The 14,646-nt window shown below is 59.6% G+C and carries 14 protein-coding genes; 7 read left to right on the forward strand and 7 right to left on the reverse strand.

Translation table 11 applies throughout. From position 1 onward, the window contains the following. Nucleotides 1-134: 134 nt before the first annotated feature. Entirely contained in the window at nt 135-422 is a 288-nt protein-coding gene (locus NAT23_RS05270; RefSeq protein ID WP_251926171.1) for a hypothetical protein, read from the reverse strand. 176 nt (nt 423-598) lie between these two features. Between NAT23_RS05270 and NAT23_RS05275 the strand changes: the two genes are divergently transcribed. Further along, on the forward strand, nt 599-1,609 hold the full coding sequence (locus NAT23_RS05275; protein WP_251926172.1) for a CNNM domain-containing protein: 1,011 nt from the start codon (nt 599-601) through the stop codon (nt 1,607-1,609). 64 nt (nt 1,610-1,673) lie between these two features. After that, on the forward strand, nt 1,674-2,138 hold the full coding sequence (locus tag NAT23_RS05280) for a nuclear transport factor 2 family protein (RefSeq protein ID WP_251926173.1): 465 nt from the start codon (nt 1,674-1,676) through the stop codon (nt 2,136-2,138). A 109-nt stretch (nt 2,139-2,247) separates the two neighbouring features. Here NAT23_RS05280 and NAT23_RS05285 read toward each other — a convergent pair whose 3' ends face one another. Continuing rightward, nucleotides 2,248-3,021, reverse strand: a complete 774-nt coding sequence (locus tag NAT23_RS05285) for a glutaredoxin family protein (protein ID WP_251926174.1) — start codon at nt 3,019-3,021, stop codon at nt 2,248-2,250. Nucleotides 3,022-3,106: 85 nt separating this feature from the next. Beyond that, entirely contained in the window at nt 3,107-3,955 is an 849-nt protein-coding gene (locus tag NAT23_RS05290; protein WP_251926175.1) for a putative RNA methyltransferase, read from the reverse strand. 170 nt (nt 3,956-4,125) lie between these two features. Between NAT23_RS05290 and NAT23_RS05295 the strand changes: the two genes are divergently transcribed. After that, nucleotides 4,126-4,341, forward strand: a complete 216-nt coding sequence (locus NAT23_RS05295; protein ID WP_251926176.1) for a TIGR02450 family Trp-rich protein — start codon at nt 4,126-4,128, stop codon at nt 4,339-4,341. Nucleotides 4,342-4,379: 38 nt separating this feature from the next. On the opposite strand, the gene NAT23_RS05300 is transcribed toward NAT23_RS05295, so the two are convergent. Beyond that, on the reverse strand, nt 4,380-6,062 hold the full coding sequence (locus NAT23_RS05300) for a mechanosensitive ion channel family protein (protein WP_251926177.1): 1,683 nt from the start codon (nt 6,060-6,062) through the stop codon (nt 4,380-4,382). Nucleotides 6,063-6,367: 305 nt separating this feature from the next. Between NAT23_RS05300 and NAT23_RS05305 the strand changes: the two genes are divergently transcribed. Next, complete coding sequence (locus NAT23_RS05305; protein ID WP_251926178.1) at nt 6,368-7,873, forward strand: DUF2252 domain-containing protein; 1,506 nt, start codon at nt 6,368-6,370, stop codon at nt 7,871-7,873. A 29-nt stretch (nt 7,874-7,902) separates the two neighbouring features. On the opposite strand, the gene NAT23_RS05310 is transcribed toward NAT23_RS05305, so the two are convergent. Continuing rightward, the gene (locus tag NAT23_RS05310) at nt 7,903-8,379 is read right to left on the reverse strand and encodes an NYN domain-containing protein (protein WP_251926179.1); all 477 of its coding nucleotides are present in this window, start codon (nt 8,377-8,379) and stop codon (nt 7,903-7,905) included. A gap of 641 nt (nt 8,380-9,020) precedes the next feature. Between NAT23_RS05310 and NAT23_RS05315 the strand changes: the two genes are divergently transcribed. Together NAT23_RS05315 and NAT23_RS05320 are read left to right on the forward strand one after the other, a co-directional pair. Continuing rightward, nucleotides 9,021-10,619, forward strand: a complete 1,599-nt coding sequence (locus tag NAT23_RS05315; protein ID WP_350028309.1) for a type I secretion system permease/ATPase — start codon at nt 9,021-9,023, stop codon at nt 10,617-10,619. Further along, the gene (locus NAT23_RS05320) at nt 10,616-11,965 is read left to right on the forward strand and encodes an HlyD family type I secretion periplasmic adaptor subunit (RefSeq protein ID WP_251926180.1); all 1,350 of its coding nucleotides are present in this window, start codon (nt 10,616-10,618) and stop codon (nt 11,963-11,965) included. Before NAT23_RS05315 ends, NAT23_RS05320 begins: the two co-directional genes overlap by 4 nt. A gap of 135 nt (nt 11,966-12,100) precedes the next feature. On the opposite strand, the gene NAT23_RS05325 is transcribed toward NAT23_RS05320, so the two are convergent. Further along, on the reverse strand, nt 12,101-13,249 hold the full coding sequence (locus NAT23_RS05325; RefSeq protein WP_251926181.1) for a hypothetical protein: 1,149 nt from the start codon (nt 13,247-13,249) through the stop codon (nt 12,101-12,103). Nucleotides 13,250-13,420: 171 nt separating this feature from the next. Here NAT23_RS05325 and NAT23_RS05330 point away from each other — a divergent pair, with 171 nt between their 5' ends. Then, nucleotides 13,421-13,666 carry a DUF6998 domain-containing protein gene (locus NAT23_RS05330; protein WP_251926182.1) on the forward strand — a complete coding sequence of 82 codons (246 nt, stop codon included), beginning with the start codon at nt 13,421-13,423 and terminating at the stop codon, nt 13,664-13,666. 114 nt (nt 13,667-13,780) lie between these two features. Here NAT23_RS05330 and NAT23_RS05335 read toward each other — a convergent pair whose 3' ends face one another. Further along, complete coding sequence (locus NAT23_RS05335; RefSeq protein ID WP_251926183.1) at nt 13,781-14,455, reverse strand: uracil-DNA glycosylase; 675 nt, start codon at nt 14,453-14,455, stop codon at nt 13,781-13,783. Nucleotides 14,456-14,646: the final 191 nt, after the last annotated feature.

The raw sequence follows: 14,646 nt of genomic DNA on the forward strand, positions 1-14,646 counted from the left end.
GATAGTGACGTTGTCTGGCATGAACCAGGAACGCGTGCTGGCATGAAAAAGCCGACCCTCGGGTCGGCTTTGAAATACATGGGTCAGGCTCGGTATCGAAGGCGCTTCGGCTTCAAGCGTAAGACGCTCCGGCCTCAGGCGTATCGAAAGCGCTCGAAACGCTCGATTCGGTCACGGATCGCTGCCTCCGGACCAATCAAATCACGCAGCCGCTGTTCGGAGAGGCCAAGGTCACTGTGGGTCTCGGCAATGGTTGAATAACTTTCCCCGTCTCGCACGGCCATCTCGACCAGCATCGACAGTTCCTTGCGCTCCTCGAGCGAGGCTCGATCGAATTTACGGGTGGAGCGTTCGACTTCCTGTTGCTGCTCTTTCTCGCAGCGCTTGAGCAGTGCTTCAGAGATAAATGGCTTGCGTTGCATCGCGGGTCCCTCCTTTTTTATGGCACCTTTTGAACGTAGACACTGGCGTCCACCTTCGGCCATTGCGCTTTTGGCGTAGACGCTCGTTTAAACCATACTGAACACCGCCGTATCCCGCGTTGACCTGATCCCAAAAGCGCTCTTAGATGCGTATTCGACGTCCCTTGTGAGGCTTTATGTTCCTGCTTGTGCTCTACGCCGTGCTTTCGATTGGCGTTTCATTTCTGTGTTCTATTCTTGAAGCGGCCCTTCTGTCGCTGACCCCAAGCTACATTGCACACCTGAAAGATGAGCGCCCCCGCCTTCACGACAAGCTCTACCGGCTCAAGAACAACATCGATCAGCCGCTGTCGGCCATTCTCACCCTCAACACCATTGCCCATACTGCCGGTGCAACCGGTGTCGGTGCACAGGTGGCGGTAGTGTTTGGCGAAACCTATCTGGGCGTGGCCTCGGCGCTGATGACGCTGATGATCCTGATTGTTTCCGAAATCATTCCGAAAACGCTTGGCGCCACCTACTGGCGTCAGCTGTCCCGCGTGCTGCCGGCGATTCTCAATACGCTGGTTCTGATCCTGAAACCGTTCGTGTGGCTTTCAGAGCTGATTACCACCCGCATCAGCAAGGACGGCGATGAAACCGACCTTCGAAGCGAGATCAAGGCGCTCACGCGCATCGCTCACGAGGAACAGGCGCTGGATGCCGGCGAGGCGCGCTCGATCACCAACATTTTGAATCTGCACACCATCCGGGTTCGCGACGTCATGACACCACGCACCGTTGCGGTCACCGTGCAGCCGGACACCACCGTCGAGGCCTTTGATGAGGCGCTCGGCAAGTCGCCCTTTACCCGGTTTCCGGTGATCGATGGCGGCGAAAACGCCATGGGGTACGTCCATAAATCGGACATCTATCAGGCCGACCGGCAGTCCAGGCTCAAAGACGTGATGCGCCCGGTCAACACCCTGACCGACACCGAAAACGTCGAGCATGCCTATGCGCTAATGCTTAAAGAGCGCCACCACATGTGCGCCGTCTATGACGATCTTGGCATCTGGGTCGGCGTCATCACGTTCGAGGACATCATCGAGGCGATTGTCGGGCACGACATCATGGATGAGACCGACAATGTCATGAACATGCGCAAATACGCACGCCAGCGCTGGACGCGCCGCCAAGGGGTGTAATTCAGCCAACATGGGCCGATGTTAGTGACTCACCTCAGTTCATTCACCGCCAAGGAACGCGTTCATGAGCAAACCGCCATTACCGCCCTTTGATCAGAAAAGCGCCGAACAGAAAGTCCGGCTGGCCGAAGACACCTGGAACACCCGCACGCCGGAAACAGTGGCACTGGCCTATACCGAATCCAGCCTATGGCGCAATCGAGACCTGTTCATTCATGGACGGGCCGAGATCAAGGCGTTTCTGGAGCGCAAGTGGCGCCGCGAGCTTAACTACCGCTTGATCAAGGAGCTCTGGATCTTCGGCGGCCATCGCCTGGCGGTCCGTTTTGCCTATGAGTACCACGACGAAATCGGACAGTGGTATCGCGCCTATGGCAATGAGAACTGGGAGTTCAACGATGAGGGATTGATGCAGCGGCGCATCGCATCGATCAACGACATACCGATCGACGAGCACGAACGGCTATTTCGCTGGCCGCTCGGTCGTCGCCCGGACAGCCATCCCGGGCTCAGTGAACTGGGGCTTTGATCGAGATACGCTGCCATGGCCCCCAAGCGCCATGGCAGCGTACATGAGGCCGCCCCCGCCTTGACCGCTTCACCCTCGCCCGCCGTTTATTGGTTCGGCCGGGCCACGGCTAGCCGAACCAGATCCTAAGCGGCATCCAAAGCCCCATCGCCACCATCATGATGTTTTCGGTCAGCGACAGAAATCCGAGCGGCACATTGCTGCCGCCACCGACACAGGCGCACTTCAGCTCGCGCTTATCGATATAGACCGCCTTGAACACCGACGCCGCACCAATCGCGCCGATAAAGAGCGCCACCGGCGCCGCCAGCCAAATCAGCGAGCCGGCAATCATCAATACGCCCGCAAGCGTCTCGGCAAACGGATAAACGTAGGCGTAGCGCACCTCGCGCTGGGCCAATAGGTCGTAGTTCAGGAACATGGTGGAAAACTGCTCGACGTCCTGAAGCTTTTGAACGCCAAGCAGCGTCATGGAAATCGCGATGAACCACTCGAGCATGCGCCCGGTAAACACGGTATCGAATACCGCCCAACTAACGGCCAGCGCCATCACGAATGCGGTTGCAAAAATTGCGATGACCGGTTGGTAGCTGGTTTCATCGCTGCCCTTGACCCGCTTGCCCAGGTACCGACGAAGCTCGGTGTAGCCGCCGATGCGCCGGCCCTCGATGAAAACCTGCGGGGTGGTCCTGACGTCGTGCTCCTGCTTGAACGCATCCACGTCATCCCGGCTTGTCAGCCAGTGGTCCTCAACCTCATAGCCGTTGCGCTCCAAAAGCGCCTTGGTCTTGAGACCGAACGGGCACAGGTGCTTTTCCATCACCATTCGATAAAGCTGCGCGTGCGGCGTCGAAGACGTTCGGTCGGTCGCTTCGTTGCTCATGATCCCATCCATGTCGATCATTGTGTGAGACGACAAGTCTGGTTCAAGCTGGTCGCTCTTTCCAGCGCGCCCCGAAACCACTCGATTACTGTTTGATAAGCACCGTCACGCGGACATCAAGGGTCACCTCGAGCGCGGTCAGCGCGGCCGCACGCGCCCGGCCCTCGGCGGTGGCGCGGTAAAGGTGGGGCGTCATCGTCAGCAGGTCACTGATGGCCTCACTGGTATCGAGCGTGCATTGATGGCGCACCCGCTCGCTGTCGCCACGCTCGAAACCGTCTGGGGCCCTGTCGCGCTCGGGCTTATCGGGGTTCAGGCTCGGATAGATGATCTCCCGAAGCTCTCGGAGATGATCACTCCCTGCCTCGACCATGACCAGCCGGCCGCCAGGCTTCAGGACCCGGGCGAATTCATCGAACACCGGAAACCCGAACATGCACAGCACCGCATCGAGCGAGGCCGAGGCGACCGGCAAGTGCGCGTTGCTGCCGACAATCCAGCTCGCCGCCTTGGTGACGTCCTGGCGTGCCCCGGCCTGCACCGCCCATTTGGAGATATCCACGCCGACAAGCGACAGCGCCTGCCCGTCACCGGCTGCGCGTGTCAGCGCGCGCAGATAATAGCCCTCACCACAGCCGGCATCGAGACACGCAAGGGGCGACGCGTCAGGCGAGCCCGACAGCACATGCCGACTGACGGCCTCGGCAACCGGTGCGTAATGCCCGGCGCCTAGAAACCGCTGCCGCGCCGCCACCATCGCCTTGCTGTCGCCGGGGTCGCTCGAGCGCTTGTGCTGCACCGGTAGAAGGTTCACATACCCATGGCGCGCCACATCGAAGGTATGGCCCTGATCGCACTGAAGACTCTGGGCCGAAAATGTTAGCGGATGCCCTTCAAGCGGGCAGATAAGGGATTGAAACGGCGTACTGGTCATTGAAGTGCCTGCAAAAGATGGGGAGCGTTACTACAGCAAAGAGACCGCGACGACGACGCAGTCATGGTCGGCGCCATCGTGCCTCAGCGGCGGCGAAATGCAAGCGCTCGGGCATGGCCGGCGCGCAGGCGCTAGAGTGATGCATTCACTCACGTCCGTTCGAGCACGCCATGAACCGCATCAACCCCGACAAGCTTTACCACAGCAAATGGACCGCAACGACGCCCAAGAACAAGGAGAAACATTTTCTCGTGACTGAGCTGGTGCGCGATGACGACGAGCACGTGATCGACGTCATTCTTCAGGCCGTACTGACCCACCGGGAGCAGACCCTGCCCTGGCGCGCCCTCAAGGACGACACCACCTGGCTCATGGGCTGGCGTTAGGTGCCTGCCGAGGCTCGACGCCTGCCGAGCAGGCCACGTTAGCGCTGCTCTAGCTGATCCGGTCGCGTGATGTCCTGCTGGCTTACCACCATCACCTGACGCGGCCACCAGTCGGGATGCTCGTCTCGAATAAAGGCAAGCAGGCGTTCACGAATGCTTGCCTCGGCCGCCCAGCCCGAGACCGGGTCAGTGGTCATCAGAAAGCAGGTGACGGTCTGGGTTGCGCCAAGTTGCGCGGTCACGCTGCACATCAGCTTGTGGTGCTCGATGACGTTCTCTTCTTCCTTGGCGAACGCAAGGAATTGTTCCCGAAGGGTTGCGATGTCGGCGCTCAGGTGCAGCGTCAGCTCGAGGCTTCGGTACTCCTTGGTGCTCTTGGCCGAGAGGTTTTCAAACGATTTCGAGGCGAAGTACGTCACCGGCACGATCAGCCGACGCTCGTTCCAGACCCGAAGGCGAATATAGGTGTAGAAAATGCCCTCGACGTAGCACCACTGCCCTTCGAACATCACCAGATCCCCGATGCGAAGCGGCTTGGCAAGCGAGAGCTGAAACGAGGACAGGATATTGCCAAGCACGGCCTGCCCCGCCACGCCCACCAGCACCGCCAGAACGCTTGCAGACGCCAGAATCGACATGCCAAGCGTCTCGAAGAGCTGCACCTGACTGAGCACATAGATGGTGAACGCCACCACCATGATCAGAATGATCACGCGGCGAAGGGCGTAGAGCGTGGTCAGAAGCTTGCGCTCATCCTTGGGCTTGGCATCGTCGATCTGGCCGACCATGTGCCGGGTCAGGTGCAGCATCAGGGTATCGATCAAGCGAAGCGCGATTGCTCCTACGCCCCAGGCCATCACCGCGATCAACATCACGCGAAGCGTGGTGGCCACCACCGCCGAAAACGACACCACATACTCGATCATCATCTGCGTGATCAATGCGATCACGATCAGGGCCACCGGATTTTGAATCTGGGTGACGAAGATGCTCGGCGAACCGGAGGGCAGCTTACGCGCGAGCGCCCCGATCAAAAGATGCACGAGCTTACCGACCAGCCAGAGACTCACCACCCCGACCGGAATCGCGATCCACTCCCACACTCTTAAAAGCCCGAACGAGCCCTTGAGCCGATCAGGAATGTAGCCCTCGAATCGGGAGGGGCCGAAACGTGCGTACAGCGGCTTGATGGCGCTGACGCTTTCCGGGGTGATCATCCAGACCGGCTCGAGTTCACCGATGCGGTAGCGGGCGAGTCGAATGTCGTAGGCGTCGCTGCCGACATCCAGCGAGGCAAGCTCAATGTCTCGGCGCGCCTCGCCTGCGCGGGCGTCCTTGCCGGAGGCGTCCTCGATCACCGCGTCACGCCGGCCGGACAGGCTCGAAATGTTCAACCACTTGCCACGGCGGAAGACCTCGGCAAGTTCCCGGGCAAGCGTCGGGCCCTCGGTGCGCTGCTCGGTCGCGCTCAGATCCGATAGATTGAGCATGTGCGCGGCGGCCTTGTAGTCGCCGCCATTGGTCAGTTCGGTGAAGCTTCGCATCGCCTCGCGCGGAGTTCGAAGCCGGGCCACGTCCATCTTGCCGGGAAGCCCCTCATTCATCGTATCAACGCTGTACCAGAGCCCCTCTTCGCTTTCAGGCTCCGCGGCGAGGCCAAGCCCCGAACACAGCACCAACACGGCCGCCAGCATCCATTGCCACCACCAGTCCTTTTTCATCCTGCCTGCCCTTTTCACTTACCGAGTGCGCTCGCCAGGCGCGTTTCTGCGATCCCGAAAACCGTGTTCGACCGCCCTGTACGGACAAAGCTTACTCTCCAAGGCGCCGGCGCGCCTTAATCGTCTCGCGCCCGCTAACCCCTGAATCCACTCTTCGCCTCTTGAAGCCCCCAAGTCCTTCACACCCGCACTTTCAAAAGCACCCTTGGCACGAGAAAAGCCATGCAGGGTCGACCATGCTCGGCCATGCTGGTTCAAGCTACACGCGTGCGTATTCAAGCCCCTCGTCGATCACAGGAGCGTTCATGACTCACCCAAGCGAACAGACACGACAAGCCCTTTACGAACAGGCCAAACGTCAGGACATCAAGGGCCGCTCGAGCATGAGCAAGGCCGAACTCGCGGACGCGCTTGCCGCGTGTCCCGAAGAGCGCGCCCCCACCGTTGCCACCCGTCTCGAGACCTTTCGGCGCCTTGCCGAGTCAGTGGCCACCGGCGAATTCGTGCTGCGCCCCCGCGTGCTGCAGGGTCACGACCGCCGCCTGCATGTGCGCCAGACCCTTCGCGAGGACCACGCCACCCGCATCGCCTCCGGCTCCGAGGAGGCCGCCGCCAAGTTCGATAAGCTCGCCAGGTCGCGCTTCTCGTTCTTTCGCGGCACCGCCCTGCTGTTCTATCGGGACATGGCCGGCGACGACGGCTGGATGCCCACCGTGCTGGCGCTTGGTGACGTACACCCGGAAAACTTCGGCGTGATGCCCAACGCCAACAACGTGCCGATCTTCTCGGTCAACGATTTCGACGAGGCCTATTACGCCCCCTTCACCTGGGACTTAAAGCGTGGCGCGACCGGCTTCATGATCGCCGCTGAAACCGAGGGCGAGCTCGAGCACAAGCACCGGGTCAAGGTGGTGCGCCAGTTCATCAAGGGCTACATCGAGGCCATGACCCGGCTGGCTCGGGAAAGCACCGAGCAGGACGAGGAAATGCGGTTCGATAACGCGCCGAAGCTTATTCGAAGCCTGTTTGAAAGCGCCCATGAAGCGCGGGCGGAATGGCTCGAGGACGACTACCTGGATGCGTCCCGGCGCGGCTTTCGCGCCACCGAGGAACTGGTGCCGATCTCCTCGCGCCGCGATGAGTTCCAGTCGATCACCGATCAATTGGTGAAAGACAATCAGATCGAGGTCCCGGCGCGCGCCAAGGGCCCAGAGGCGAGCGGCATGCACGTGAAGGACGTGGCGATTCGCCGGGGCCAGGGCACCGCCTCACTGGGGCTTGATCGCTATTACGCGTTGATCGAGGGGCCTGCGGGGGATGGCACCGACGATCTGATCATCGAGTACAAGCAGGCGCGCCATTCAGCCCTTGCCGGGCTGGTGCCGCCGTCGGTTTATGAAATGGATTCCCGCGCCGAGCGGATCAGCCACGCCCAGGCCGTGCATCTGGTGCGCGGTGACGTGTTCTACGGCCACATCGAATTCGACGGACAAAGCTTCATGTCACGGGAGCGCGCGCCATTTCGTGATGACATCGACCTCGACGATCTGTCAAAAAGCGAGTGGAAGAAATACGCCCGCATTTGTGGTCGGGTACTTGCACACGTACATGCCCTGTCGGACGAGTCCGGCAAGATCGACTACGACATAGAGCCCGCCATCGTCGAGGCCATCGGCCCGCCCGCCCTCTTTACCGCAGACATGGTGGACTACGCCCTCGAGGCCGCCGAGCGCGCGCGAAGGGATCATGAGCTGTTCAAGGAAGATCACGCTCGAGGGGCGTTTACTCAACTCGATGTCATTCACCGATAGGGCGCTTAAAAGCGAACGAGGGCGCCCCGCTATTTGATCAGCAAAGCGCCCTCGATCGGGATGAACCGGGTGGCGGCCTGCATCAATGAGGCCGCCGTAAGCTGGGGCACGCCATACACCTCGACGCATTTGCCATAGACATCACGAATGCGCTGCGCGAGAAGGTCGAAATCGCCATCGCCGGAGACCAGCACGATCACATCGGCCTGGCCCGCGAACTCGATGGCGTCGAGCGTAATGCCGACGTCCCAGTCGCCCTTGGCCGAGCCATCGGCGCGCTGGATAAACGGCTTGAGCCGAACATCAAACCCGATCGAGCGCAGAATCGCCTGAAACTCGCGCTGGCGGGCATCGCCCTTGTCGATGGCGTAGCACCTCGCCGTGAGCACCTCACGGCCGCCCGTGACCTGTGCCCATAGTCTGCGGTAATCGACGTGTTTGCCGTAGGCCTCACGGGCGGTGTAATAGACGTTCTGAGTATCGACGAACACGGCGACGCGGGTCATGGCATCTCAACGTTTCTGAGGCTGGAAACACACCCGGTCATGAGACGGGCGCTGCGTGCGCCCCATACTACCCCGCCGCCGAGGCGGGCCAAAGCGTCTCTCACTGCCTTTCCCGACTAGACCACTGCCTTTCCCGACTAGACCACTACCTTTCCCGACTCCACACAAAAGGCCACCGCAGGGTGGCCTTTTGTGTGGTTAGGTCGAAGACGCCTTAGAACGTGATCCTGAGCGTGGCCGAGGCCATCGGGGCGGCTGCCACTGGCAAAGCGCCTGGGGACGGGCTTTAAGTGGTGATGGCGTTGCAGGCCTACTGACTTGGCTCTACCTGGCCTTGTCAGCGAAAGGAACGGCTCGCCACGCAGGCCGGGCTCTGGCCGCGGCCAGGCTTTATAAGTCATACTTCATTTAACTTAGGACGCGAGACGCAGACCTCAGGTCCCCCCACCGCCTCGCTTGATTCTTTCTCCCGTTACGGCTGAACGCACCGTTCAGTGGCCTCTGACACACGGAGCAGCGTTCATGGCGGAAACACGCGCGCCCACAGAACTCACACGGGCCTTGCGCTCCTGTCGAGGCAGTTTCCTCGCCGTTGGGGCAGCCTGTTCATCAATGTGCTGATGCTGGTGCCTGCGTTTTACATGCTGCAGGTCTATGACCGGGTCATCACCACACGAAGCCTCGACACGCTCTCGATGTTGACGCTGATCGTGGTGTTTTTCTTTCTGGTGATGGGTGGGCTCGAGCTTGTGCGCTCACGCATGATGGTGCGGGTGGGCAACCGGCTCGAGGCCCTGGTCGGCGAGCGCCTGTTTGACGCCATGTTCCAGAAAAGCCTATCGGCGCCCGGTGCCCAGAGCGCTCAGCCTCTGAGTGACATTACTACACTTCGTCAGTTTCTGACCGGCAACGCCCTCTTCGCCTTTTTCGACGCCCCCTGGATTCCGATCTACATCGCGGTGCTGTTTCTGTTCGATGTCTGGTTCGGCGTATTCGCCATTATCGCGGGGCTTGTGCTTCTGGGGCTGGCCCTTGCCAACGAGTATTCGACCCGAACGCTTTTGAACAAGGCCGGAAGCGACCACATCGCGGCGCAGCAGCTCGCCAACGCCAATCTTGCCAACGCAGACGTCGTCCACGCCATGGGCATTCTGCCCGGGCTTCGAGCGCGCTGGGGTGAGCGTCATCGGGCGTATCTGATCAAGCAGTCCCGCGCCAGCGACCGCGCCGGTTTTTTGATCAACGCGTCCAAGGTACTGCGGCTGATGTTCCAGTCGATGATTCTAGGTCTCGGTGCGCTTTTGGTGCTCGAGGGGGAACTGAGCCCGGGCATGATGATCGCAGGCTCTATTCTGATGGGCCGGGCGCTGGCCCCGATCGATCAGATGCTGGGGGCATGGAAAGGCTTCATCGCGGCCCGCTCGGCCTATGAGCGACTGCAAACGTTGCTCGAAACCTCGCCAAACCCGCGCGAGCGCATGGCACTGCCGGCGCCAAAGGGCGCGCTGCGCCTCGAGGCGGTTACGGCGGTGCCACCGGGCGCGGCCAAGGCAGCCCTTCGCGGTGTAACGCTTGCGCTCGATCCGGGGGAGCATCTGGGTGTGCTCGGCCCCAGCGCCTCGGGCAAATCGACTCTTGCCCGCGTCGCGCTCGGTCTCTGGCCGAGCCAGGCCGGCAAGGTGCGCCTTGATGGCGCCGACATCACCCAGTGGGACCGCGACGCCCTTGGCCCCCACATCGGCTATCTGCCGCAGGACATCGAGCTCTTCGACGGCACCATCAGCGACAACATCGCCCGCTTCGGTGACATCGACCCTGCAAATGTCGTGGAAGCCGCCAAGCGCGCAGGGGTACACGAGATGGTTCTCGAACAGCCAGAGGGGTATGACACCTGGATTTCCTCGAGCCGCGGGGCGCTGTCCGGTGGCCAGCGTCAGCGCCTCGGCCTTGCTCGCGCGCTTTATGGGCGGCCTGCACTGGTGGTGCTCGATGAACCCAACGCCAACCTCGATGAACGCGGCGAACAGGCGCTTGTCGAGGCGATTGGCTGGCTCAAGCGCGAAGGCGTCACGCTGTTGGTGATCTCCCACCGCCACAGCCTGGTTGCTCACGTCGACAAACTGCTGATGCTGAAAGACGGTCAGGTGGGGCTGTTCGGCCCCCGCGATGACGTTGTCAGACACATCAAACAAAAGCGTCAGGCGGCGTCCACACCGGCCCAGCCCGGAGACCGCGCATGAGCCTCGACCGCGAAGACCACACCATACCTACGTCATCACCCTCCGCCGAAACGCTTCCCACCGACGGCCGGCGCGCACGCCTTGTGGGGTTTCTGATTCTGGCACTTGCCTTTGGCGGCTTCGGCGCGTGGGCCGGGCTTGCCAACCTGTCGGTGGCGGTGGTCGCGAGTGGCACCGTGTCGGTGGACTCGTTCAAGAAAACGATCCAGCACCTCGAAGGCGGCATCGTCTCCCGGATTCTGGTTGACGACGGCGACCGCGTTGATGAAGGCGACCCTCTGATCGTGCTTGATGACACCCAGCCCCGAAGCCAGTTCGACATAGAGCAAACACGCTTTTTCATCGCACGCGCGCAGGAAGCGCGGCTTCTGGCCGAGCAGCAGCAGGCCGAGCGGGTCGACTTTCCGCCCCCCCTTATTCGCCTTGCCGGCGAACGCCCTCACTTCGCTCAAATCCTCGAGGCGCAGCGGCACCTGTTCACATCACGGCGCCATTCGCTTGCAAGCGAACTCGGCGCGCTCGAGGAGCAAAGCCAGCAGTACCGCGAGCAGATCGCGGGGCTCGAGCAAGGTGTCGCCATCACCTCACGACGCAGCCGCTCGTTAAGCGCCGAAGCCGACGACTACCGGGCGCTGTTCAAGGAAGGACTTGGCAACAATCAGCGCGTGCGCGAGCTTGACCGAGAGATCCTCGCGCTTCAGGCCGAGCGCGCCAACGCCCGTGCCGAGATTGCCCGGCTTGGCTCACGCATCAGTGAAAACCGCGCCCGCATCGAAACCCGCCGGCAGGACTATCAAAGTGAACTCGGCGAGCAGCTTCGTGGCGCTCAGGCCGACAGCGCCGATGCCCGTCAGCGCATGCTGGCACTCAAGGATCAGCTCGAGCGCACCGAGGTTCGCTCGCCGGTGGCGGGCACAGTGGTGGGTCTTGCGCTTCGAACCCAGGGCGCGGTGATCACACCCGGCCAGACGCTCATGAGCATCGTGCCGGACACCGATGGCTTTTTCATCGAGGCCCGCATTCCTGCCGGTGACATCGACAACATCTACCCGGGCCAGCCCGCTGACATTCGCTTCAGTGCCTTCAATCAGCATCGGGCGCCGGTCATCGATGGCCGGGTGGCCCACGTCTCGGCGGACAGCTTCGAGGACGAAGCCACCGGCGCGCGCTACTACACCGCCCGAGTCCAGGTATCACGCGAGGGCAAAACCCAGATGACCGAGTCGATGACGCTGCTTTCGGGCATGCCCGCAGAGGTCATGATCAAGACCGGCGAAAAGACGCTGTTCGAGTATTTGAGCCAGCCTGTCGTCGATATGCTAAGCCGCGCCGTGCGTCAGGACTGACGCGCTCGAAGGGCTCAGAGAGTGCTGTCATGTCAGAGAGTGCTGCCCTATCAGATAGCTCGGCCATAAAAAAAGGCCCATCGCAGGATGGGCCTTATCAACTGCATATCGGTTAACAACCGACCGGGCAATGGATCACGCGAACAGGAACTCTTCCGGGCCCATGGCGTAGGCGTATTCACCGAGCGGAGTACCAGGGTCGTATTTCGGCACGCCAACCAGCTCTACAAAATGAAACCCGGTGTCGGTATTTAAAAGCATCTCGTTATTGGGATGCATGATGATGTCGTCATAATCGAGCGGCTGGCCGTCCGAGCCGTTGATTCCGGTCACGTCGATGCGGTCCACGCCCAGCTCGAAGTTGGTGATGGTGCCGCCCTGCCACGCACCGTCACTTCCAAAAACGAAGCTGTCGGCGGAGCCATCGGTACCGCTGACGCGCCCATCGACGACCACCTCGTCATACGGGCCGGTCGGGGCTGGCGGACGCTCGGAGATGAAGCCCTGGCGGTCAGCGAAGGAAATTACACCGCCGGAAACATCCTCGAGCAGCAGCGTGAAGTCGTTTTCATCAAGGCCGGCCGGGCCGGTGTCTCGGTAGAGATAGATGTCATCGCCCTGCATGACCGGCATCAGCGCATCGCCGCTGTCCTGTTCGCCGGCAAGCGTCAACGCCTCTTCAGCGCTCTGGCCTTCCTCGGCGACGACCGCGTACTCGAAATCAAGAGTATCGAACGACTGCACGATCTCGTCATCGACGAACAGCGTGTCTTTTGCAGCATCGAAACCGGAAATCGTGTCGATGGCATCGCCGCCATTGCCATAGCGCGAGGCGTCGCCTGCGACGCGGATCACATCGACGCCGTTGTCATCACCGCCGAGCATCACGGTTTCCTGCACATCGTTTGATGCGGTGTACTCGAGCCCACCGGAAAGGCCGGTGGCATCGACGTGCGTCACGGCAGCGGTGCCGTCGGCGCTGTTATCCCAGTCAATGCGGCCATTGCCGGTCAGCTCAAGTGATTCGAGCGATTCGCCATTCACGTTCGCATCGAGGGTCTCGCCGGATTTGACCCGGTCATCTGCAAACTGCGCCGCAAGCGCGAGCGAGGTTACGTCATCGGGCAACGTGAACGTGACGTCCCCGCCTTCGGTGAACGTAACGGATTGGGTTTTACTGGTGTATGCCATGGTGTCAGTCCCTTGAGTGGTCTTGTCCAACTGCAGCAAACGCTCGCCTTCTCCCGCCGCGCACTTGCCGCGTGCCCCGAGTGGGCGGTCCATAACCTACATTATCTTAACTAAAATTAATATAGTTAAATCTGGTTAAGGATAGACGTATCCACACTGCCTGACGCAGGGCTTTTCTCGAACGAACACGCCCTTTCCCGGTATTTTCAGACACGTGATCTCGCCTTGAGCGAACATCACCTCAAACAACAGCGGAAAACACTCATGGACGACATTGACTGGGCGCAGGTGGGCGCGCTCATCGACCAGCTCTACAGCGCCTCGGATGAACTGGAAGCGCTGTTTCCGGGCCGGAAGTTCAAGTTGGATGGTCATCTGGTTGGAAGCGTCGGTGAGGTGGTTGCGGCGTACATGTTCGCCTTGACGCTCAACCCCGCTTCCACCCTTGGCCATTACGCCATAGCCCCGGACGGGCGCCAGGTCGAGATCAAGCTGACGCAGGGTAGGTAGAACCGCGAGTCAAGCGTTAAGAAATTATTGGGTGGGGAAACATTTAGAAGTTAATGTTAGGCAAATTGAACGAACATCAAAACACCATTCCCATCATAAAACTCAATTTTTAAATTAGCTAAACAGCTCATAGTTTTCTTTTTCGCTTACTGAATTTTCATCTATTTTATATATCTCAGATAACTGCAAGCGAAAATCTTTTTTACCACCATAGCTAGGGTGACGGACCTTTAAAGCATCCACTCCTAAGCTAGCAATAGCTTTACTGGCATCGTTACCGATTGCTACTACCTTCTCAAAAGTGAAAATTTCCAACATAGATTTTAAAAAATAAGATCCTATTAAAAACTCTTTTTTTGTATGTGATCTATTTGAAAATGGCTCACCTAATTGATGAGGGTGATAAGGAAAAACATTCCAAAACACTACCTTATTTTTTATTTTAGACCTTATAAATTCTATCTCTGAAGCAGTTTGCTCTTTTACAGGTTTATCGATAGTAGCTTTTTTTAAACCGTTAAGCCCGAAAGATTTCGAATATGAACACAACGAAAATTCATCGACAAGGGCAATTCCTGTCCTACGTCCGCCTCTCCATCCCAAATCTCTACCAACCCACAGATCTACGTCATCCCTATTCAAACAAGAATTAAAAACCGAGGCCAAATTGCTTAGCCTTATATGCGCGCTATTTTCATTATCTGAAATGGAACAATTTTCTGACCATGGATTAAAAAAATCATCTGCATGGTAAGAGCAAAGTTCATTCAAAAATTTTTCTACACTCACTTTTACCACCCCAAAGGAATATCAACTTGACCGCGGCTTTCAAGCCCGACAAGCCAACGGTAAAAATTGGTTCTTCGTCACTTCATGTGGATTTGGCCTGATCGAGCAGGCGGCCCACCGGACTGCCGATCAGGTAGATCATCGCGATGAAGTTGGCCTCGTTCCGGTAGCCACGTGCGCGTGACCTGGCC

The organism is Larsenimonas salina, assembly GCF_023736155.1.
In the GTDB taxonomy this organism is placed as follows: Bacteria; Pseudomonadota; Gammaproteobacteria; order Pseudomonadales; family Halomonadaceae; genus Larsenimonas; species Larsenimonas salina.

Excerpts from the sequence above, each read along its gene's own strand:
- NAT23_RS05290 (WP_251926175.1), bottom strand. The coding sequence starts at position 3,955 with ATGACCAGTACGCCGTTTCAATCCCTTATCTGCCCGCTTGAAGGGCAT.
- NAT23_RS05315 (WP_350028309.1), top strand. The coding sequence starts at position 9,021 with ATGCTGCAGGTCTATGACCGGGTCATCACCACACGAAGCCTCGACACG.
- NAT23_RS05295 (WP_251926176.1), top strand. The coding sequence starts at position 4,126 with ATGAACCGCATCAACCCCGACAAGCTTTACCACAGCAAATGGACCGCA.
- NAT23_RS05325 (WP_251926181.1), bottom strand. The coding sequence starts at position 13,249 with ATGGACCGCCCACTCGGGGCACGCGGCAAGTGCGCGGCGGGAGAAGGC.
- NAT23_RS05320 (WP_251926180.1), top strand. The coding sequence starts at position 10,616 with ATGAGCCTCGACCGCGAAGACCACACCATACCTACGTCATCACCCTCC.
- NAT23_RS05300 (WP_251926177.1), bottom strand. The coding sequence starts at position 6,062 with ATGAAAAAGGACTGGTGGTGGCAATGGATGCTGGCGGCCGTGTTGGTG.
- NAT23_RS05330 (WP_251926182.1), top strand. The coding sequence starts at position 13,421 with ATGGACGACATTGACTGGGCGCAGGTGGGCGCGCTCATCGACCAGCTC.
- NAT23_RS05310 (WP_251926179.1), bottom strand. The coding sequence starts at position 8,379 with ATGACCCGCGTCGCCGTGTTCGTCGATACTCAGAACGTCTATTACACC.
- NAT23_RS05280 (WP_251926173.1), top strand. The coding sequence starts at position 1,674 with ATGAGCAAACCGCCATTACCGCCCTTTGATCAGAAAAGCGCCGAACAG.
- NAT23_RS05275 (WP_251926172.1), top strand. The coding sequence starts at position 599 with ATGTTCCTGCTTGTGCTCTACGCCGTGCTTTCGATTGGCGTTTCATTT.
- NAT23_RS05285 (WP_251926174.1), bottom strand. The coding sequence starts at position 3,021 with ATGAGCAACGAAGCGACCGACCGAACGTCTTCGACGCCGCACGCGCAG.
- NAT23_RS05270 (WP_251926171.1), bottom strand. The coding sequence starts at position 422 with ATGCAACGCAAGCCATTTATCTCTGAAGCACTGCTCAAGCGCTGCGAG.
- NAT23_RS05305 (WP_251926178.1), top strand. The coding sequence starts at position 6,368 with ATGACTCACCCAAGCGAACAGACACGACAAGCCCTTTACGAACAGGCC.